The sequence below is a fragment of the Leptothoe sp. LEGE 181152 genome, from assembly GCF_032906605.1.
GTDB lineage: Bacteria > Cyanobacteriota > Cyanobacteriia > Phormidesmidales > Phormidesmidaceae > Leptothoe > Leptothoe turfae.
In genome coordinates, this window is record NZ_JASATU010000017.1 from 15,331 (window position 1) to 37,215 (window position 21,885).

Annotated in this window: 17 protein-coding genes; 6 read left to right on the forward strand and 11 right to left on the reverse strand. The window is 46.9% G+C overall.

The features are described 5' to 3' along the window. Nucleotides 1-18: 18 nt before the first annotated feature. Complete coding sequence (locus tag QGP82_RS08405; RefSeq protein ID WP_499058371.1) at nucleotides 19-1,704, forward strand: ShlB/FhaC/HecB family hemolysin secretion/activation protein; 1,686 nt, start codon at nucleotides 19-21, stop codon at nucleotides 1,702-1,704. A 29-nt stretch (nucleotides 1,705-1,733) separates the two neighbouring features. Here QGP82_RS08405 and QGP82_RS08410 read toward each other — a convergent pair whose 3' ends face one another. Continuing rightward, nucleotides 1,734-2,837: a TIGR03032 family protein gene (locus QGP82_RS08410; protein ID WP_499058373.1), complete on the reverse strand. Its 1,104-nt coding sequence runs from the start codon at nucleotides 2,835-2,837 to the stop codon at nucleotides 1,734-1,736. Between the two features lie 220 nt (nucleotides 2,838-3,057). Here QGP82_RS08410 and QGP82_RS08415 point away from each other — a divergent pair, with 220 nt between their 5' ends. Beyond that, nucleotides 3,058-4,164, forward strand: a complete 1,107-nt coding sequence (locus QGP82_RS08415; protein WP_499058374.1) for a hypothetical protein — start codon at nucleotides 3,058-3,060, stop codon at nucleotides 4,162-4,164. A 260-nt stretch (nucleotides 4,165-4,424) separates the two neighbouring features. On the opposite strand, the gene QGP82_RS08420 is transcribed toward QGP82_RS08415, so the two are convergent. Together QGP82_RS08420 and QGP82_RS08425 are read right to left on the reverse strand one after the other, a co-directional pair. Continuing rightward, on the reverse strand, nucleotides 4,425-5,294 hold the full coding sequence (locus QGP82_RS08420) for a DMT family transporter (RefSeq protein ID WP_163696115.1): 870 nt from the start codon (nucleotides 5,292-5,294) through the stop codon (nucleotides 4,425-4,427). Beyond that, nucleotides 5,291-6,154, reverse strand: coding sequence for a methylated-DNA--[protein]-cysteine S-methyltransferase (locus tag QGP82_RS08425; protein WP_163669538.1), 864 nt, complete (start codon nucleotides 6,152-6,154; stop codon nucleotides 5,291-5,293). The genes QGP82_RS08420 and QGP82_RS08425 overlap by 4 nt, the downstream gene beginning before the upstream one ends. 427 nt (nucleotides 6,155-6,581) lie before the next feature. Here QGP82_RS08425 and QGP82_RS08430 point away from each other — a divergent pair, with 427 nt between their 5' ends. Together QGP82_RS08430 and QGP82_RS08435 are read left to right on the forward strand one after the other, a co-directional pair. Further along, a complete protein-coding gene (locus QGP82_RS08430) occupies nucleotides 6,582-7,025 on the forward strand; it encodes a hypothetical protein (RefSeq protein WP_163669536.1) in 444 nt (147 codons plus the stop codon). A gap of 2 nt (nucleotides 7,026-7,027) precedes the next feature. Continuing rightward, entirely contained in the window at nucleotides 7,028-7,831 is an 804-nt protein-coding gene (locus QGP82_RS08435; protein ID WP_163669534.1) for a hypothetical protein, read from the forward strand. A 517-nt stretch (nucleotides 7,832-8,348) separates the two neighbouring features. On the opposite strand, the gene QGP82_RS08440 is transcribed toward QGP82_RS08435, so the two are convergent. The 3 genes from QGP82_RS08440 to QGP82_RS08450 all read right to left on the reverse strand — a co-directional run bounded on the left by QGP82_RS08440 (nucleotide 8,349) and on the right by QGP82_RS08450 (nucleotide 11,324). Then, nucleotides 8,349-8,636, reverse strand: a complete 288-nt coding sequence (locus tag QGP82_RS08440; protein WP_163669532.1) for an AMP-binding enzyme — start codon at nucleotides 8,634-8,636, stop codon at nucleotides 8,349-8,351. Nucleotides 8,637-8,848: 212 nt separating this feature from the next. After that, nucleotides 8,849-9,664 carry an SDR family NAD(P)-dependent oxidoreductase gene (locus QGP82_RS08445; protein ID WP_163669529.1) on the reverse strand — a complete coding sequence of 272 codons (816 nt, stop codon included), beginning with the start codon at nucleotides 9,662-9,664 and terminating at the stop codon, nucleotides 8,849-8,851. 91 nt (nucleotides 9,665-9,755) lie between these two features. Next, nucleotides 9,756-11,324 (reverse strand): phytoene desaturase family protein, encoded by a 1,569-nt coding sequence (locus QGP82_RS08450; protein WP_499058380.1) that lies wholly within the window; start codon nucleotides 11,322-11,324, stop codon nucleotides 9,756-9,758. A gap of 768 nt (nucleotides 11,325-12,092) precedes the next feature. Between QGP82_RS08450 and rbp the strand changes: the two genes are divergently transcribed. After that, nucleotides 12,093-12,338, forward strand: coding sequence for an RNA-binding regulator (gene rbp / locus QGP82_RS08455; protein ID WP_163669526.1), 246 nt, complete (start codon nucleotides 12,093-12,095; stop codon nucleotides 12,336-12,338). Between the two features lie 180 nt (nucleotides 12,339-12,518). Here the strand turns inward: rbp and QGP82_RS08460 are convergent, their stop codons facing one another. The 5 genes from QGP82_RS08460 to QGP82_RS08480 all read right to left on the reverse strand — a co-directional run bounded on the left by QGP82_RS08460 (nucleotide 12,519) and on the right by QGP82_RS08480 (nucleotide 20,605). Next, the gene (locus QGP82_RS08460; protein ID WP_163669524.1) at nucleotides 12,519-12,854 is read right to left on the reverse strand and encodes a hypothetical protein; all 336 of its coding nucleotides are present in this window, start codon (nucleotides 12,852-12,854) and stop codon (nucleotides 12,519-12,521) included. A 103-nt stretch (nucleotides 12,855-12,957) separates the two neighbouring features. Continuing rightward, nucleotides 12,958-17,019, reverse strand: a complete 4,062-nt coding sequence (locus QGP82_RS08465; protein WP_499058382.1) for a TIR domain-containing protein — start codon at nucleotides 17,017-17,019, stop codon at nucleotides 12,958-12,960. A 166-nt stretch (nucleotides 17,020-17,185) separates the two neighbouring features. After that, a complete protein-coding gene (locus tag QGP82_RS08470; protein ID WP_163669520.1) occupies nucleotides 17,186-17,644 on the reverse strand; it encodes a DUF2141 domain-containing protein in 459 nt (152 codons plus the stop codon). A gap of 125 nt (nucleotides 17,645-17,769) precedes the next feature. Continuing rightward, nucleotides 17,770-17,991, reverse strand: coding sequence for a hypothetical protein (locus QGP82_RS08475; protein WP_163669518.1), 222 nt, complete (start codon nucleotides 17,989-17,991; stop codon nucleotides 17,770-17,772). 64 nt (nucleotides 17,992-18,055) lie between these two features. Further along, nucleotides 18,056-20,605, reverse strand: coding sequence for a sensor domain-containing protein (locus QGP82_RS08480; protein WP_163669516.1), 2,550 nt, complete (start codon nucleotides 20,603-20,605; stop codon nucleotides 18,056-18,058). 419 nt (nucleotides 20,606-21,024) lie between these two features. On the opposite strand from QGP82_RS08480, the gene QGP82_RS08485 reads away from it, so the two are divergent. Beyond that, nucleotides 21,025-21,876, forward strand: a complete 852-nt coding sequence (locus tag QGP82_RS08485) for a sterol desaturase family protein (protein ID WP_163669514.1) — start codon at nucleotides 21,025-21,027, stop codon at nucleotides 21,874-21,876. Nucleotides 21,877-21,885 lie beyond the last annotated feature (9 nt).

A 21,885-nucleotide genomic window follows, 5' to 3' on the forward strand; every position in this document is an offset into this window, starting at 1 on the left:
GTGATTAGGTTCCTATCTATGCGACAGAATATTCCTAAGATCACGCTTCTGCTTTCCATACTCTGCGTATCCCCAGTCCTTGCCCAACGCCCGAACCCGAACCAAGATCGCCTACCCCAATCCCTACCCAATCCTGAAGAAGCGATTCCACCTGAAACAATTCCAGAGATTACTCCACCTGAATCTCCCATAGAGCTGCCAATACCAGATGAGGATTTGGTTATTTCTGTTAACCAAATTGAGGTGTCAGGCAGTACTATCTTTGGTCCAGAAGAGTTTGATCCACTGGTTCAGCCTTTAGAAGGGCGAGACGTTACATTGACAGAGCTGCAGACCCTAGCTGATAACATTACCCGCCTTTACTTTGACCAGGGCTATCTAACTTCTCGGGCGATTTTACCAGAACAAGATATTACTGAAGGGTCTATTCTCATTCAGGTGATTGAAGGCAGTATTGGTAAGATTCAAATTGAAGGCAATCAACAAACTCAAACCCATTATCTAGAGCAGCGCCTTGGTCTGGGAACCGATACCCCTGTTCAACTGGGGGCAATAGAAGATCAGCTCAGATTACTACAACTCAATCCCCTATTTGACTCTGTGGAAGGCACCCTGCTCCCCGGAGAAGACCTGGGAGAAAGTGTTCTTGCAGTTACCGTGGATGAGGCAAAACCGTTTAATGCGGATCTCTCCATCGATAACTATTCACCTCCCAGTGTGGGGGATGTACGCATGGGCATCGGTCTAAGTTACCGCAACCTGACTGGTTGGGGAGACCAGATTTCCTTGGCCTATCATCGTTCCACCACTGGGGGGTCTAACCTGTATGATATCGGCTATCGAATTCCGTTAAATGCCATGGACGGAACGCTGCAGCTACGGACGCTGATTAGCGATAGCACCCAAACCTTGACCAGTCTGGATGTCAGCGGTGACTCTGAGTTTTATGAAGTTAATTTTCGCCAACCCCTCGTGCGTACACCACGGGAAGAATTTGCGCTCTCTTTAGGATTTGCCTATCGTGAAGGCCAAACCTTTCTGTTCGGTTCTCCTTTTCCCTTTGGTAGCGGCCCGGATGCCAATGGCATTAGCCGTACCAGTGTGATTAAATTTGGTCAGGATTACATCCGGCGAGACCCCTCTGGCGCGTGGGCGTTTCAATCTCAATTCAGCCTGGGTACTGGCCTATTTAACGCGACCAATAATGGCTCCCCCACTCCCGATAGTCAATTTCTCAGTTGGCTAGGACAAGCTCAGCGAGTTCAACGGTTAGATAAAAACAATTTGCTGATTATACAAGCCAGCGGTCAACTAGCCTCTGATAGTTTACTGGCCTCAGAACAGTTTGTTATTGGGGGTGGTCAGTCCCTACGGGGATATCGTCAAAATGTTCGTTCTGGGGATAATGGTTTTCGTCTATCAGTGGAAGACCGAATTACCGTGCTCCGCGATCAAGACACTCAATCATCCATCCTCCAAATCATGCCATTCCTGGATATGGGATATGTATGGAATCAAAACGGCAATCCCAATGTACAACCCTCTCAGCGTTTTTTGGTGGGAGCAGGTCTCGGCGTTGCCTACCAACCCTTGGAGGGGCTTAGCCTGCAACTGGATTATGGATTACCGTTAGTCGACTTGAATGATCGGGGTGACAATGTCCAGGATGATGGCTTTTACTTCACTGTGAACTATCATTATTAACCTTGTTGCAATTGATCTTGGCATACAGGTCAACGTTTTTGATGCTCGGCTGATGCAGTTGTAACATTGACTTCTGCAAGGGCTTCATCCGGCAAAACAAATGAGTTGCGCAACAATGTCTCATCCCAGGCAATCACCTCAGGGAAACAAATCCCCGGTAGTATAGAAACACCAAAGATTTCCTGAACAGCATCCTCAAATCTCAAAAAAGCCAAAATCGTGGCAGTTTCTATATTAACAACCCAAACACCACAGTTCCTTTCTTGTAACCGTTCAGTAATGGGGAGTCCACTAAATACGGCAGTTTCTCTTACCTGTGACAGTCCTACAAAAGCCAGTGGCCCCCAGAAATCCAACCCTCTAGTAAATCCAGGCAATTGCACAACCGCATTTAATTGTCCTGTTTTTAGATCGACTGTTGATAAATTTCCCTGACCTGATTCTAAAACCCATAGCTGATCGCGATACCATCGGGGAGAATGGGGCATTGAAATGTTCTGTGCTAACAGCTGATTGGTGGTAGTGTCCACCACAATGCCGCCATGGGCCTTATGCTCACGCCAACCGTTAGCCGTATCTGTGGGTGCCAAGGCTGTCACATAACGTGGTTGATGATCACGTATACCTAACCCATTTAAGTGGCAGCGATCATTAATATCATAGGCACTGACAAATGGTGGTCGCCAGCGGGGCATAAAACTGTTTTTCCGATCCAGAGTACATAAACAAGAAAATCGAGTGTTGATAAACCATAGTTCATCACCAATATAGGCCATTTCATGAATGTCAATATCGCCTGTTATATGACTGTTGCGAGGTAGATAACAAGCATCATGTTTATTAGGCGGATCAAGGGTCTGCCCCACTGCTGGAACATTACGAAATTCCCAAATTTGATAGCTTGTTCCTAGGGCCATTTTCTCAGGATCGGCAGCCAAACCCATGGGTTGATCAAAAACGCGAAAATGGGTATTTACCACATTGCCATCGGCACGAACCACAATCAGTTTGCCCGCTTGATAGGTAGATACTACCAGTGATATACCACATTGAGTCAGTATTTCCGTTAGATTTTGGGTGTGAACACTTCGCAAGGGCTTAAGAGACACAGTATCGGAAGAGTAAGATGCCATAGGCATAGGTGAGTTAGGAGATAGAAAAATCTCATCTCCTAACCATAGCGTGTTTGAACACTATCTGAAAAGAGTGAACTTATTTTTTCAATGGAATTGGCGACAGCTCTAATATCTCGGTCAGAAGTCACACAAACTCGGTCATGATTTCGGTCATCCGATTGTTTTGATCAATGTAGATCACTTAGGCCGCATTTATTTTCAAGGAGAAACAAGTCTTATGGCTAACTATAATGTAGGAGCATTACACGATCCGATCGTTAGTTACACCAACTATAGTCTTACCCAAGGCGACCCAACCGATGTCTTTCGATTCAGTGTCTTTGGTGGTTTTATGGGTAATCGCGAAATTGGCATTCGCTTACACGATATTAGTGCTAATGACAATGCCAATCTATCGCTGTGGCGAGATACAAATAATAACGGTACCATTGATGCTTCCGACGATTGGGTTGCCTTGGCTTTGGCTCCCAATAATGATGATGACACTATTAGCTTTAATGCTTCAGCAGGTAATTACTTGCTTCAAGTAAATCGTGTAAATGATAGCGTTGGCAGTGTCAGCTATGACCTGGATCTACAGGCCACCCACAGTGCTGGTACACTCGGAGGATCGGTTAAAAGCTACAGCGGTGGTTATCTCAGTAACACTAATCCAAAAGATGTTATTGAGTTTACGACAAATCACCCTTTTCAGAGAAACATCAACGTAGCCGTTGACAACATTACCAATGGCGGCAATGTTAGTTTACGAATGTACAGAGACAATGGCAATGGTGTTTTTGATGCGGCAGATACCCTTGTAGCTGGGGAGTTGTACTCTTCGGGTGAAAATAGTCTGAACTATAGAGGAACTGCGGATACCTATTTTGTTGAGCTAGAGTACTTCAGTAGTGATAGTACCTTCTTTGAGTATGACCTCAAGCTCTCTAGAAGCAATAGCAAAGCTAGCAATTTGCTTGTCGGTGAATTTGATGTTGGTGACCTTACAGGTTTTGGCTATAGTAACGACGGCGTGGTAGGCAATGGTTTCACCACTGATACGTATGAGTTTAGTTTGGGACTATACGAAGGGGTGGATATTACGCTGACAAATTTGACAGGTGAGGCCTATATGCGCCTGATCAAAGATAACAATAACAATGGCATTGTGGATTCTGGAGAGGTGATTGCTGCAGTAAGCTCTGCAGGCGTCCTTGACAAACACATCAACGATATAACCACGTCTGGAGATTATGCTCTGCAGGTTGTTATGGGACCTGGCGGCGGTAACGGCGGTGTCAACTATACTGTTGATCTCAATCACTTTACGACACCTTATCCTTAGGGCATACGGATAGGTTTAGAGCCGTAGTTTGAGATTACTCCGCTGCGGCTCCTAAAAAGATTTTAGTTGCCTGTCCATTTCCAAAAGAGAAAATTACACCACCATAGATCGAGCCAGCGGCTAACTACTGATGGGGCTGAGTACCCCTGGTACTAATACCGATACATAGTTGTTTCTCCTTGGCATACCTCTCTCCGAATATTCGTGGTGATGGGCTTTCATCATAACTAACAGTTGGTTCTGCCAGGCCTTTGATAACTTTAGTGTGTCGTAGGGAACAGATCATTGGCAATAGCTGTTCCCAACAGCACCAGCCCACACCCCAAAATCATGGATGATGTTACGGCTTCTTGTAGGACAATGGCCCCCCACAGCATGGCAAACATGGGAATCAAATAGGTAACGGTCAGCGCCTTGGTGGAACCAATATTTTGAATCAGTCTGAAGTAGAGAATGTAGGCAAAGGCGGTAGATAATACAGCTAGGGCCAGAACAGCTATGGCAACACCTGCAGATGGCACCTGCTGAGGAATCGTGAAGGGGAGGGCTGGAATGATTACCAAAGCGGCTCCCAGTTGACTGCCTGTAGTCACAACTAATGATGGAACACCAGCCAGGTTTTTCTTAATGTAGGGAGCTGCGATCGCGTACATCAATGCAGCGGATAATGCTGCAACTACAGCCACTAAAAAACTAGGGGTGGTGTCGACAGCTTTCCAACCGACGAGGATAACAACACCAATAAAGCCCAGCACAAATCCCACCTTGCGGGATGGTGTCAGTCTCTCGCTCAACCACACCGAGGCTACCACCGTTCCAAAGAGCGGGGCTGTCCCATTCAAAATAGACGTAAAGCCTGCGGGGAGCGATACGGACGCGAAGGCCAACAGCAAAAATGGAATTGCGGAATTGAGGCACCCAACGATCAACAGGGGCATCAGCTGACGACGCATTGTTCCCATAAGACGTAGCCGAGCCAGTACTGGTAACAGAACTAGGCCTGCCAGCAAAACACGAAACTCAATGAGCCAAACGGGTCCTAACACGGGCGCTGCAATCCGCATAAACAAAAATGAACCACCCCATAGGGCTGCCAGCAATAACAGTTCCAGAATATTTGATAGCTTCATGGCTGCACCTCTGCCTGGCTAGCTTCCCAACCTAACAGTGCAGTCTTTCGGTCTAAGCCCCAACGATAGCCACCGATCTCTCCTGAACCACGAATCACTCGATGGCAAGGAATCAGATATCCCACCGGATTACGACCAACTGCATTGCCAATGGCCCGAGCTGCTGTGGGTTTGCCAATGGCCGTAGCTAAGCTCTGATAGGTGGTAAGCCCCCCAAACGGGATTTGTAATAGGGCACGCCACACTTGAATCTGAAAATTTGTGCCTTTGACATGGAGGGTTAAGGGAGACTGCTGATCAGATTGAAAGATGCGATCGCACATGATCTCAGTCTCGTTTTGATCGCTGATAATATCAGCCTTGGGCCATTCTGCTTGCAAGTGCTGTACAGCAGGGGACTCGTCTACATTATCGAGAAAGTGTAAATTACAGATACCCCGATCAGTAATCGCGATCAAACAGCCGCCAAACGGTGTGTCATGAATGCCATAGCGAATCTGTAATCCTGCACCTGATGCTTTATATTCCCCCGGTGTCATCGCCTCCAATTGCACAAACAGATCATGTAAACGACCTGAACTTGACAAGCCTGACTCTAGCGTTAGTTCCAACAGGCTTTTAGTTTCAGCAATTTTAGATTTCGCATATTCAAGGGTGAGGTATTGCAAAAAACGTTTTGGACTAATACCAGCCCATTTTGTGAATAACCGTTGAAAATGATACTCACTAAGATTTACATGCCGAGCAATCGTAGCCAAACTCGGCTGCTCCAAATGATTTTCGCGAATGAATGTAATTGCTTTGGCTATTTGCCCATAGGTGTGCGCGCTATAATCCGTAGCCTTCATTAATAAACTCATGCTGTCGCCTTGATCATATGCTAGTTGCATTTCATCAAGGTATCGATAACAGCAGGGGCCTACCACCCGTTTCTTGCTAACTAGACTGACAATCCCATGGTTCGCTATTAAGATCTGGCATTACTATCTCACTATCCTATAAAAAAGAACCCACCCCATAGAAAGCCCACTGCAAGGCGAGGTAGATCCCAAAAACGCCAGTATAGAAACCAACAACGGCCAACGCTATTTTCCACAATTTCCACCCCCAAACTTTCCAAAACTTTACCAACACAAAAAAACTGTAAAGCGCCAGGAATTAAAGCATTTCTCCGTGGAATTACCCCTAACGCATCTACGACGGCCTCCGGGTACCCTAAAGTCGTTTGCCGCCTGGTGCACCAGGCTTTTATTTCTACCTCTAGCACTAAACAATTAGTGCTTAACCATGGCCACACTCAATATTCGTGGTCTTATTTTTCTTATGACTGCTGCTATTCCTGGCCACCTAATCAGTTACTTTTCCTTCGATTATGTGCCACAACCAAGATTGGGCTTTGCTAGTATTTTTATGGTCATCATCGATCTTGTCTATCGCGCCCGACAAGATAACTTAAACAAACAAATTCCTATGCAACCAATTGATATCCTACCACCTGAAATTGCATCACAGATACCAAATGAGACCATACCTTATATAACTGAAGACATGGCTCGACAAGTGGTCGATGCTCTCAGCAACAATCTATCTGTTTCTCCGGAAAGGCAAGCTAGGATTGATGCATTTGTGGAAGAGAAAAATGTTGAGTATGACGAGTGGTTACGAGAGAGAAGAGCAGAAGGCCTTCCTGACCCTGAGATACATGGAGTAGTGTTTGTTATTCCACAATAATAATGGTAAGCAGACTAACTTGCCTTGACGATATAATATTGGAGAATGGCTTAATTTCAGTTTCTAAGAACTGGGGTTTTTCTTCACCCGACTCACACAGGGAAGCCTATGTCTTTGAAACAGACTTTGATAGTGTGCTGTGTGCATTAGATAGCACTCTTGGTATTGAGCAGCATCTCTCAAATGTCTATGGTAAAACTGTTAGCTTATTCGACAGGAAATACGCGCTGCTTTACCGGCTCAAAGGATACAAGTACATCATTCTCGATATTGACCAGATTTGTCTGGAGCAGGCACTGGACATTAGGCTGCGCATTCTTTCAGAATTGCTTCCAGCAGCATCAGTAGCTAGATTTTTTACAGGAGAAGAGGCAGGATACGTTATTTATAGAAATGGAATACTAGAAAAGTGTTTTATTCCAGCTTTCTCAACTATAAAAGGCTATGAGGACCTCACAGGACGTGAACTTTGGGACTATTGGGGATACCTTGTTGAGGCTAGTGATGTAAGACGGCAAGAATGTGGAAGAGACGAAAATCCACCTATGACAAGCACATACTATCATGTAATTGATAGAATAGAAGATATTGATAGTTTTGTCATAAAGGAGGAAATTACGGCAGATAGACCTTATCCTAGAGGGCGCATAATGGATAGGCTGGGCATCTATATTCCAGAGTTTCTCCCTATGCGAGATTCGGAATCAAGTAACAACTATATGTTCGACTTCCTAGAAATGGGCAAAGACCCATTTGATAGGATTGATTGCTTATGGTTTTCCCAAAACGCATATCTCGACGGCTAAATAATAACATCAAAATTTTAAGCCTTATTGATGTTGTTACTCAGCTGACATAAACCACCAAGCCAGATGACTAAATTGGGCACAGTCAAACCAAGTTAAAAGGTATATCAAATCAACTATAGTTATAGCTTGAGAAGTAAAATTCTCTTTTATAAAATTCATATGAGTCCGAAAAAGAAAGATTTTAGTTGAAAGCCCGACTATTCCGATAGAAACTAGGTCATCTAGGAAAATATTATGCGCTTTAGTGTTTAGATGACCAGACGAATATATCGTGTTCTCGTATTGGCAGAATGCTTGGCTATTCCCAATATAAACAACTTCATAGGGTGAACAATATTTATCGGCTTCTGCTATCATCAGACCATCAAATCCCCATCCGAATAAAGGTCTTTTAAAGAGGGTTTTCGCGCTGGTATGGTGGGCGTGGTGGCGGCAGCACTGTCTTTATGCCCATATGGTTGTTTGGCATTATTACATTCGTCTGTGTGATAACAGGCCACGCTGACGTTTAAACTCACAACAACGCCTTCTTATCCAGCTTGCCCAACGACGTATACGGTAGCTCCTCCCGAAACTCAATCACTCCAGGTATCTGATACCGCGCAACCCTGGTTTTTAACCAATCACGCATAGCCGACACATCCAACCCACTGTCTGGCTTTATAACAATTACTGCCTTTAGCCGTTGACCAAACTCTTTATCTGGTATCCCCAGCACCGCTGCCGCCTCTATGTGCGGATGCTGTATTAAAACGGTTTCTAACTCAATCGGGTAAACATTCTCACCACCAGAGACAATCATGTCATCCACCCGACCACAGAGAAAAATATCTCCTTGGTCATCTCGATAGGCCAGATCGCCCGTCTCAATTAAAGTCTTACAATACGATGCGATCTGGTTTGCTTCGCTTCAGCTGCTTGTTGCTTGGCTGATAGGCCATCTGAGAAGCAGATAAAACAGGCCCACAGGCGTTAACAACCGAGTGCAATATAGCTTCCCTAGCAGCGTGCTCATCAGGTTCTTGATTTGCGTCTATGTCCGAGGATCACTTCCCAGGGCCAGCGACCGATTACGGATGCCAACTGTCCAGCCATCAACCACCATGGGGCATAGGTGCGCCTGCGGGAAATAATTGCTCGACAAATTAACTGCGCCACCTGCTCGGGCAGCATGGCAGGCATGTCGTTATATGCCTTGGTCGGTTTAATCATGCGTGTACGCACCAGCGGTAGATAAATGGATGTGGTACTGACACCCTGGGCATTTAATTCCAGAGCGACGCTGCGAAACCACTGGTCAAATGCCGTTTTTGAAGCTTGATAGGCCGCCCACTTAGGGGCAGGAATCAGCAGCACATTGACCGCAGAAATATTAATCACCTGTCCCTGCCGCGCCACTAGACCAGGAATCAGACCCAGCATCAGCTGCACCGGGCCAACGTAGTTCAGATTCATGGTGCGGGTAAAATCATGCATTCGATGGAGGGAGTCAAAAATAGAGCGATGGATGGATTTTCCGGCATTGCTGACAAAAACATCCACCCGGCCTGACAGCTGATGCAGTAATGCATCCACCTCAGCCGGATTTCGTAAATCGCAGGGTAGTACGTCCGCTCGCCCACCTTTTGCTTCAACCCGCTGTCTTACCTGCCTCAGTTTCTCAGCTGTGCGCGCCACCAGCAGCAGATGGGCACCCGTATCTGCCAGACTCTCTGCCAAACATTCACCAATGCTATAGCTTGCCCCCGTAATCAATCCAGTCTTGCCCGCCAGCCGTTGCTGTAGCTTGGCTCGACTAAATCCGAGAATTGGGAAAAAGAGAAGTCTCACGGCTCAATGATTTTTAAAAATCATCATAAAACTACAGAAAATGCCTGTTCCATAATGCATTTTCTGCAGTTAAAAAAATTGTTTTGAACTGTTATATTGAGACTTTTTCTGGAACGTTGGCAGGTGCTTGTTTGTGCTGGATTGTCCGACCTGTGATCAGCTCTACCACATCCATGCCGTTAATTATCACACCGGGTACGCTGGGATAACCGGCAGTGGCCCCCACCAGGAACAGGTTTGGCAGCTCTGTGGTATAGCCCATACGGTGCAGACCCACCTGTTTAGGAATCAGCTTAGCGCCATAAATATTGCCTTGGGGCTGGCCCAGGTAATACTCACTGGTGGTGGGTGTACCATACACTTTCATCCGAGCATAGCGATCCACATCAGGAATCAAGTCGCGTACGCTGTTCATAATCTGTTTATACAGCTCACGCTTTTTGACTTTGTAGCCTGCTTTATCGTATTTATGTAACTCTCCAAACGGCTGATAGGGACAGACAGTGGCAATTTCTAAAACATGATGTCCCGCTGGAGCCATCCCAGGTTCACTGGATTTTAGAGTGGGGCAAGAGAGAAAGATCCAGGGATGACTGAGGTCGCCAGCGAGTTGTTTCTGATATTCCTGGTTTAAATTGCCGGTGGGGTAATACCAAATATTCCAGTTGCCCAGACCATAGCGCTCTGGTTCAAAGCGGCTATCTAAGCCCAGATAGAGGTTAAAGGCACTGGCAGAATAATCATAGCCGGTCAGACGTTTGGTTTCTTGCTTACTGAGCACGCCAGGAATGTGCATCAGCTGTACCGTTAGCTTCGGGTCTAGATCGCTGATGTAGGCCTTTTCCGCGTGATAGATGTCTCCGTTGGCCGTAATCAGCTGCTGCACTCGATGCTCGCTGACCTCAATATGTTCTACGGGGGTGGATAGCTGCACCACCCCACCGCCAGCGGTGATGGCTTCTACGATGGTATCGACAAAATGTTTGAAGTGATGTTTGGGATAATAAGCCCCTTCTGCATAATCTGACACTAGAGAGGTGTGAGTCATCAGGGCAATTTCGTTGGGGGGCAGGGCATAATCACCGCTTTGGCCTGCCAACAGATTCTGTAGTTTGGGGGACAGCCCCACATGGTTGTACAAATCCTGTAGGGTCCAGTTACGCTTACTGTAGAGGTTCCAGTATTTGGGCAGCTTTAACCAGTCAGACCACTTGCGGTCATACCAGTTAATCTCGTTGGTCAGGCCGCGAATTTCTGTGTGCAGCTGGTGAATCTCATTACAGTAGCGGTTAATGGCCGTTTGCTCATCTGGAAACGTAGCGAGAAGACGCGATCGCAACGCCTCCCAATCCAACGGAATCTTAAAATCCACCTCCGGCGTAATCACCCGATCAATACCTTCTGGATCCAGCGAATTAAACTCCACGGGCCGCTCAATGTAGCTAAGAAACTGACCAATGGCCTGATCCGGTGCACACTGAGAAATGTAATGCACGTCTGCACAGAATCGATAATCGCCAAAATCAAAGGTGTGACAACATCCCCCTGGCAAATAGTGTTTTTCTAAAACAGCCACCCTATGGCCCTGACGTGTTAAACAAGCTGCCGCAGAAAGCCCTCCTAAGCCAGCGCCCAATATAATGTAATCAAAGCTTTCCATAATTGTCTCCCAAGCGTATGTTATTCAGTTTTTTTAACGTAGGGGCTGACCTTGTGCCTGTGGGCGTTCCATGAAATGCCTCTGTACAGCCATGACTTAGGACCTTATAAAACCCTCATCCCTAAATCAGGTCACAACAGCCTTAAGTTCTCTCTTTTTTCTTACAAAGAGAACTTACTAATCAATCAGCTGCCCAATACCTATATTGTTATCGAAATTTTAGGTATTGGTTTCACTCCCTACACATTTCCTCACTAACGAGAGCGGTAATGACCAAAGGTTTAACAACTAGGGTAAGGAATATCTGTACGAGGAAGCATTGTTAACTTTAAGGGAATGTATTGTAGCTGAGAATACCTTTCCAAGAGCTTTGGAGTGATGAATAAATTGACGATTTCCCAGTAGGCCTATGCTTCTGGCTAGCTAATCAACAACCTGGCAACATCACACATTAAAGTGCCATTAGGAGAGGGAACTAAGCTGCTAAGGCTACTTAAAATAGGAACAAGTAAGCAAATATTAAATATTCGTTTCCTAGATAATTTCCCTAAAATCATTATAGATGAAGTATACCTAAGCCCGTGGGATGACAGAGTCATTTAACGACTGAGTCCGAATTCTCTTCAGATTTAAATTTTGCTGCATTTCCTCTATTATCCTGAATCCCGTGTTAGCGTTTTGCCTATGGCTTATTTTCGGTTATGCAATTCGTCTAACCAACGGTTCTCCGAATTTAAATCTGCACACGCTTACTATTGGAGAAGTTCGATGACGATTTATGTTGGTAATTTATCTTTTGACGTCACACAAGATGACTTAAATCAGACTTTTGCAGAGTACGGCACCGTGAAAAGTACCCATTTACCCACCGACAGGGAAACCGGTCGGAAGCGTGGATTTGCTTTTGTTGACATGGCAACAGAGGCAGAAGAGACGGCTGCTATTGAAGCACTGGATGGCGCTGAGTGGATGGGCCGTAATCTGAAAGTCAATAAGGCAAAACCCCGTAGATAATGCAGCTCATCCTGTTTGGCTGATTTATTGGCTAATGAGTACGAGCTAACGATTTCAACTACTTTAAGCGGCTCTAACTTAGCGGTTCAGGGCCGCTTAAAGTTGTATTGTATGTAATTGACTGTCGACTATTCCATAGGGTTGTGGAGAACGCAGGGGATATTCAGTGCTGACTCAACGCTAACGCCCGGTCGCAAACAACCGATAGCCAAACGCCATTGATGCCGTGGCAACAAAGAACTGCCAAAGACTGGTCGGGTTCAGAATGGCTCGACTACTCACGAAAATACAGAGAATCCCACCAGCAACGAAAATCCAACCTAATTGCTTCATAAATCCCAATGGCATAAACACTAACAGGCAAATGCCAGCACACAGCAAGAAAATTGATGCATCAGCCGCAATGCCGCGCCAAAAGTAGGGATTCACATTGGTGGTGAAAAAGATGTTTCTGCCTAAGTAATAAATCCCTAGCAGCATCAGGACAAGGCCAATGAGTTGGACGAGTAATCTCATGTTGAGGAGGATGAATTTGTTGTTAGATACGGTGAGCTTAGCAGAGGTATGCAGGGGGTGAGGTGCGATCGCACGCCTAAAAAGTTCTTCACTAAGACAATTATTAGAACTGACACACGCTACTCACCGCATCCGCATTGGGAGAGCGAATGTCTACATCGTCTGACGTTACAAGAGCATGCTCGCGAATGCGCTCGCATCCCCGCCCCACCCAATCTTGCAGACTGCCCCCTTCCCACCGTCGCAGAAAGCCATCACTGTTGGCACTGAGGATCCATTGGCCATCACCACTGAATAAAACTGTGCTGGCGGTGGCATTATGGCCTGTTAATGGATTGCCAATGGGCTTGCCGGTTAAATCCCATAGCCGTAGGGTCTGATCCCGGCTAGCACTGACAATATACTCACCATCAGGGCTAAAGGTGACGGCCACCACATCGCTAAGGTGACCTCTAAACGGCTCATCTACCATAGGGCGACCGTTGCTGTCCCATAATCTTAGGGTGCGATCTCGACTGGCCGTGATAAACATTTGGCCATCGGGACTAAAGGCAATGGCATTCACATCATCCGTGTGCCCTGTGATGGGATCGCCAATGGGATCGCCGTCTAGATCCCACAGGCGAATGGTGCGGTCGTCGCTGCCGCTAATCAGCCGCTGGCCATCGGGGGTAAACACAACCGTATTCACCTTATCAGTGTGCCCTTCAATGGATTGCCTTACAGGATTTCCCTGCAGATCCCATAGGCGGATAGTGGTGTCGTCACTGGCGCTGGCCATCAGCGGTTGGGTGGTATGAATCGCGACTGCATTGACGGGTGCCTGGTGGGCGGTGAGGGTTGCAAGCCCATAGCCCTGACGATTCCAAAGTTTAACAACGTTGTCTTCACCGCCACTGGCAAAGGTTTGTCCATCCTGACTAACGGCCACCGATAGAACTGCATCGGTATGTCCTTGAAACGTAAGGGCTCTGCCCCCGTTTGGCACCAGGTTGATCTTGCCGTCAGCCCCTGCCGTCACCAGGGTTTGACCGTCGTCGCTGGCCGCCATGGCATGCACCGCACCATTATGTAGCTGGGTGGCCTGGCGCAACAGGACAGTTTGCATATCCCATAGCCGCAGCGTGTGATCTTCACCACCGCTAAGAATAGTGTTGCCATCGGGGCTAACGGCAACAGAATACACATAGTAATCGTGGCCAGTCAGGGGTGGTCCCACTGGCTGCCCATCTCGGCTCCACACCCGCACAGTGTTGTCGTCACCACCGCTAATCAACCATCGGCTATCGGGGCTAAAGGCCAGGGAGATGACATTATCGGTGTGGCCCTCTAGCTGGTGCCGTAGATTGCCCTGACGATCCCATATCCGCACAATGTTATCGTTACCACCGCTGGCAAGCAGGCTGCCATCGGGGCTAAATACCACCGACATAATGGTGCCGGTATGCCCTCGCAACGTTTTCAACAATTGCCCTTGAGGGCTCCAAACATGAAGCAGCCCATCTTCGCGACCGCTGACAATTTGTGTACGGTCCGGACTAAAGGCCACCGACCAGACCGTACTTTGGCCATCTGCCTGAAACGGTGGGTACAACAGTCGGCCTTGTCGATTCCATAACCTGACAGCCCCCCCCTGATCACCACTGGCAATCCAGGCCCCATCTGTACTAAACGCAACGGTCTTCACATGTCCCCAATGTCCTGCCAGTGGATTCCCCAACGGGTTGCCCTGCAAATTCCATAGCCGTACCGTTTGATCAGAACTGGCACTGGCAATGGTTTCACCGTCTGGACTAAACGCTATGGACCAAATATCATCCGTATGGCCTGCAAAGGGTTGACCAATCACATTGCCGTCTTTGTCCCACAGTCGAATAACAGCATCGAAGCCGCCGCTGGCAATGATCTCCCCGTCTGGGCTATACACCGCTGCCCAAACCGCATCTTGATGCCCTAGCAATCGGTTTTTTTCCACCGTCGCACCCATGGCATTTCGCAGGGTAGAGCGCACAGAAAGACGCAGTCCGTTCAGGTGGGCGCGGCTTTTGCCAACCAACTTGAGAGAGTCCAACAGCCCTTCTACAGGTTTAGTAATCAGTAACCGGCTGGTCTCCGCTGCGTTCTCATCTAGCACCAAACGACTGTTGTTCCTAAAGGCAATGGCACTGGCTCCCGCTGCAATCACAAACAAAATACTCACACCTGCCAGTAGAGATTGGGTAATTCTCATACGTCGCTTTTCACGACGGGTTTCGGCTTTAGCGGCATTCTGACTGGCGGTGATAAAGCTCTGTTGCTCTGCTGTGACGGCAGGTTTTTTCTGCTTTTGTTGTGTGTCTTGCAGCCATTGGGTTGCGATCGCACTCTCCGCCCCCCGCAATAGCAAATCATGACTCTGCTCTTTTTGCTGCCATTCCAGGGCGCGCTGGAGCCATTTTGTATGACTCTGCACATGGTCACGGTCCGTATCCAGTGTGCGGATGAGGTGATTAAAATGGGTGGTGAAGTTGCCCCGTTGCTGGCTAAAATCTAGCCACTGAACCTGGGCAAGTTGGGGATGCAGGTCAGCGGTCTCTATAGGCTGATGCAAAATAGTCACAAATCGCTTGTTAAAGCGGGCTCCATGGTCTACCTCTAATTTGCAATAGGGTGAGTTGACGGACCGAGGGGACAAAATAAACAAAAAATTGTCAGATACCTCAATGCCCTGGTAGATCTCTCGCTGAAAGTTGGCAGTACCTGCGGCAATACTCTCCTGGTCAAACCAGGTGGTTTTACCTTGGCTTTGCAAAGCGCCATTGATCTTACGGGCAATATCGGCATCGGCACTGGAATAGGAGATAAATACATCGATGGAAGACAGGGGTGGCTGGTCTAAACTGGCCTGGATAAAGTCATGGTGCAACGTCATTGCTGGCTGCACGGTTCGCCCAGTCGCTGTTTTTAACCAGGCCTCTGCATGGCTTAGATCATAGCCCCGCAGCAACACACTAGGATTCTCCTGTTGCCGTTTCCACTTTAAGGCTTTGGTCAAGAGAATTTTGTGCTGGTTATAATAAACCGCATCCTGGTTAAGGGTCTTAATCAACCCGTTTTCGTCCAGCTGATAATCGTCTTGATTTAAGTTATCCGTTAAATCGATATATTGCAGTGAGGCCAGTTCCGGTGGGCTCTCAGCGGACCCCAGGGGCCTGACTAAAATAGGAATAATTCGCTTGTGAAGGGTCAGGGCATACTTCAATTCATACTGGCAATATTTGGACCGAAGAGAATCGGGCGACAGCAGATACACCATGGAATCAGCTTCTTCAATCCCCCGATCCACAGCCCGTTTAAAGGCCTCTCCTGTGGCGATATCCGTCTGATTACTCCAAACCGTAAACCCCTGACGTCGCAGCGATCGCCGAATGTTGTCCATAACGTTGGCATCCGCCTGGGCATAGGCCAAAAACACCTGAGTCATCATGTTGTTAGCATTTTTAATGCTTTCAGTAATGAACTCACAATGCAAGTCGGTGGGCTCACAGGGAGCCTGTTCGTCTTTAAACCGTTGTTTCAGCCAGGTTTCTGCTAGCTGTCGTTTTTCTCCTAATAGTAAAAACTCCGTTTGCTTTTGTTGTCGCTCCCACCCAAGGGCCTGATTTAAGAAGTGAGTGTGATTCTCCACATAGTCTTGATGACGATGGAAAATCTGATGGAGGTCCGTTAAAGATTTTTCAAACTCATCTTGCTCTGGCCGCATGTAAACCCAATTGATTTTACCAATCTGGGTGTTCATGTTGGGAAAGCTAGAATGCAGTCCCTTGGCCTGATAATCTTGCCATTGTGCATCGCCGCCGTGGGGATTTCGCTGTTGCCAGATTTCTCGATTAATCTGCTCTACGTGCAATATGGGGATAATCCGTTTTTGATGACGCAGGGCAATTTCAATTTCTTTACTACAATAGTCTGAGTTGACGGAGTGGGGTGAAATAATAAAGAGAAAATTATGGGATTTTTCAATGCCGCTATCGATCTGGTTCTGAAAATCTACGGCCAGGGGGATATCGTTAAAATCACACCAGATGCGATAGCCAACATCCGTCAGCCGTTTACCCAAGTTGACAACAAATGCCTTACTGTCAGCACGACCATAAGAAATAAAGGCATCGTAAACGTCACTCATAACAGACTCTAAAATATCGAGTTACTGGTGGTGGTATACCCTGGGTGTATCATCACCAGGGTATATGCACTCAATATTTTATCTAAGCAAGCTGTTTGAATTCTTAGAATCTGCCTCACCCCCCCTTAAAATCAGGGGGATAAGTTTAATTTATCTAGAAGTTGCCTTAAAAATAGCTGAGTTCAACCTCGATCCTGTTTTCTGCGCCTGCTACCAAAAATACAGCGTCTCCAAATTCAGGTGGCCCGGTTAGCGCTTCTGGGTTTCTGGAAAATCCAAACCCCTCGGCAGGCATGCCGACAAAGTTGCGGTTAAACTCATTGTCGTTGTTAGCATCATGGAAGACTGAAACCGCATAGCTACCAGGGGCCAGATTCTCAAAGGTGGCTACGGGGGGGGAGTCCTCTGTCAGCGTTAAACATAGGCTTTCCAGGGCCTCTTCTCGATCCCCAGGAAATCCATCGCTGCTATTAAAGAGGTTAAGGCAGACCTGTCCTTGGGGGGTATTGACACCACTGATCTCTACTGCCAGCTGGGTGTGCTCAAGTTGCCCATGGGCCGGATAGGCTAAGCTGCCCACCGTGGTCATCATCAGAACACCAGCTACAACATGGCGATTATGCATTTGTAACCTCCTAATGAACGTTTAGTTAGTGAGCCGATTAACTCTACTCATTCCCTATTGTGCTATCCGCATTCTAAAATCGGCTGCGTCTATTCTGCGAAGCTTTGGTAAACAATTGTCTGGAATTATTCAGGGGATAAAAAGCCCTGGCCCCAGATGGGATCATAGCCAGTGGTCAGATCTGAGGCTAAAAACGCCTCTAACGATAGACCGTTTGCGATCGCACTTTCCGTCACGCCCCTTACATCCATCAGCATTTGCCGATAGGCCTCTAGCTCAGCCCAAGGGGAAAGGGCACCATGACATCGATAAACGGATAGACCCCATTGAAAGCGATCCAGTCTCATGAATGTGACTCATTAACGATTTAGTTATATGTAGCACATTTAACAAAAAACAAATCAAAATTAATTATTCAGACGCATCCCTGGGAAAATGAGGCCGCTGGAAAGATTGCTCTTGAGCTAACAGATCGGTTGCTTCCTCTACCCCCATCGGTTCAGCACAATAGTCTCCTTGTACCGCATTGCAACCTATTTCTTTTAGCCAATGCAGTTGTTGCCGTGTTTTTACACCTGCTGCAATCGTTGTCAATCCCAAAGACTGGCACATGGTAATGATTGACTCTGCAATAATCTGATTGACTCCGTTTAATTCCATTGAACTCACAAAGCCTTGGTCAATTTTGAGGGCTTTTACAGGTAGCTGATGCAAATGGCGTAGGCAGGAGTATCCTGCTCCAAAATTATCAATAACAACGCCCACACCAAAGTGCTTGAGTTGATTCAGCAAAGGTTGGGTGGTTTCATAATCCTGCACCAGCATGCTTTCTGTTATTTCAATCATTAAACTGTTGTCTACAGGTCTATGGACGGCTAAAACTTTCTCAAGCTTGACCAGTAGCGATTCCTTGAGGTGTTCACCTAAAAAATTGATATTGATCCCTGGAGAATGTTCAGGAAAATGAGTTTGCCAGAGCACTAACTGCTGACAGGCTGTTCGCAACACCCATTCGTCAATAGGGGCAATCAGCCCAATCTCCTGGGCAATGTCAATAAATCGATCTGGCAACATTAGTCCCTCTTCAGGATGCTGCCAGCGGAGTAGGGCTTCAAAGGCTTCTATTTTTTGAGTTTTCAGATTAACAATGGGTTGATAGTAGAGTGAAAATTCTTCATTTTCCAATGCCCTGTGCAACTTGTTCTCAAGGTGCAGTCGCTGCACCACCTGTAGATGCATGGTGGAATCAAAGACAACATACTGCCCTCGCCCCCTACGCTTAGCGTCATACATGGCGACATCGGCATCGCGCAAAAGTTCAGAGGCTATGTAATGATGTTGTTGTCTGGATAGGGCAATACCAATACTTACCCCTGGAAATAACCGTTGGTTCGCAATGTTAAGCGGTGTTTGCAGCACTTCTAAAACGCGCTCTGCCACCATGGTGGCTTCTGCCAGGTCTCCAATCTCCTCTAGGAGAATGACAAATTCGTCGCCGCCCAAACGGGCGGCTAAATCTGTTTCTCGAATGACGCCCTTGAGTCTGGTGGAAATTGCCAACAGCAGCCTGTCTCCAACGGAGTGACCCAGGCTATCGTTGATGACCTTAAAGTTGTCTAGGTCTAAAAACATTACAGCCAGCTGGGTTTCATGGTGTCGCTTGACTCGTTTAAGGGCCAACTCTAAACGTTCCATCAACAGACTACGGTTGGGCAAGCCCGTTAGCGCATCGTGAAACGCATCATGTTTTAATTTCTCTTCTGCTTTGATGCGATCGCTAATATCCTGAATAACAGCCAACGTATGTTGAGGATTACCTTGGGCATCTTTTACAATGGATACTCCTGTATTGGACCAAAAAAAGCTACCGTTTTTTCTTAAATAGCGTTTTTCATGAAAAAGGTAAAGTGCTTCATTGGTAAATAGCCTATGGGCCATAACCTGAGTCTGGTCTCGATCATCCGGATGGGTAATCTCGCTAATGGGTTTGGCCAGTAATTCTTCGCGAGAGTATCCCAGCATTTCACAGAAGCGGGGGTTGGCATCAACAAATTTGCCATCGAGCGTGCCATTGGCCAACCCAACAGCGGCTTGATTATAAATACTGCGATAGCGTTCTTCGCTGTCCCGTAGGGCCTTCTCAGTCTGGCAGCTCTGGGTAATATCGACGGCCATCGTAATGGCAATGCGTCGACCATCTGCCAGCTTTTCTAACGGTGCGGAGCTAAACTGCCAGATCCGCTGCTTGCCTTTGGCAATATTGATAGTTTGTGTGTCCTCATCTCCACGAGATGCCAGACTATAGTTCTTCGCAATGACAGTTTCGAGCATCTCAGTCGCCCTCTCACCATAGGCTAGCTGGGCCCATACTTGAGTAGTGGGCAGATCCTTCTGGGTAAATCCTGTCAGCTCAGTCCAAGTACCGTTGATATGCAGGACCTCACCGTCTTCGGCATGGATCATGATCGGAAATGGAGCCATTGCGATCGCACGGCGAAACCGTTGCTCACTCATCTGTAGACGGGCCTCTGCCTGTTTGCGATCGCTAATATTCTGCACCAGCATCAACACTTCATCTGCACTACAGGGAACAACCCTAACCTGCTCGATTTGTTTGTTGCCATCAATCAAAAGAGTGTGTTCATAGGTTTCAATCGATTGGGTTGCCAACGCCTTTTGCAAAGCCTCTAACCGTTTTTGAGCGATATCTGGCGGTAGCCGATCAGTGATATGGGTGCCTACCCAATTTTGTAGTTCACCGAGGACGGGAAAGTCGGGGGACGCTAAAAACTCAAGATAGATGCCATCGCGATTGATGCGCATGATCAAGTCAGGTAAGGCATTAATGAGGGCCCGATGGTGGGCTTCACTGGCCAGCAACTCGGCCTCAACCTGCTGGCGACGCTTAACCTCTTGGTTTAATCGATAGTTTTGTATGGCAACCACAATCAAACTGATCATCGAGCTGCCCAAAGCTAGCATCAGAACCGTTTGCTTTATTTCCAAATCAAGCTGTGATGTGAGCTTTGGCGAGCCAAGCCACTCTCCCAAAAAATAGAATTGTAATCCAATTGAACTACCCTCAAGCATACTCGTAGATTTCTAACTTTAGTACAGCGTTAAAAAGCCTCTGTACTCGAATACTGACGTTCTAATGGCTCTATTTGTGGCCTCTAATCGACTCTAAGAATATTAGAAACATTAGTGTTGATTCATAACCATTATCTTTTTTAATTCAAAAAATAAATAATCATACAGGTTGCTGAACAAAGTGCCCCATCTATGTCAAGAGGAGACCTAGACAAAGTGCCCTATTTGTGTGACGAGGAGACCTAGACTAGATATAGATGGCCTGCTCCATACACTAGAGGACGTATAGAATGATGATCGGCGAGCTACAACTGTTGGAGTATGAGTTTACGATTCGGTGTGGCTTTTTCTTCGGCATACTTATGTTGATGCAACTATGGGAAGCCATGGCCCCTTGCCGGCATTCCTCATCTCCCAGGGTAATGCGATGGTTTAGCAATGTTGGATTATTGACCCTGGGTACGATTGTGTTACGAGCCATCTTTCCCTTGGCATCATTAGGTGTTGCTGCCATTGCTAAGGAACAGCAATGGGGAATATTTTACACGTTGCCTCTGACGCACTGGCAGACTGTAGTGCTATCTGTTATCTGTCTGGATTTCATTACCTACCTAAACCATGTCCTGTTTCACGCCTTGCCAGCACTGTGGCGATTCCATCGAGTGCACCATGCTGATCTCGACTTTGATGTGACGACAGGCCTAAGATTTCATCCCGTTGAAATCTTGCTATCAATGGCCAATAGAATGATTATCATTTTGTTGTTAGGGACACCCATCGTTGCTGTATTGATATTTGAAATCATTCTCAATGCAACATCAATGTTCAATCATGGCAACGTTCGTTTACCTGCCCCATTAGAGCGCTTACTACGGCTGTTTGTAATCACTCCAGACATGCATCGCATCCATCATTCTGCCATCACCAAAGAAACCAATAGCAATTTTGGCTTCAATATTCCCTGGTGGGACTACATCTTTGGAACCTATCGCAGACACCCCTTGGCTGGCCATCAAGAGATGGTCATTGGCCTTGTTGAACACCAGCAAGATTTACGGGTTGTGCAGTTGCATTGGATGCTGGTTTTTCCTTTTCTCAACCATTTATCAAAGACTGAAGAGCCAGTCCTTCGTACCCGCTAAGACATGGGC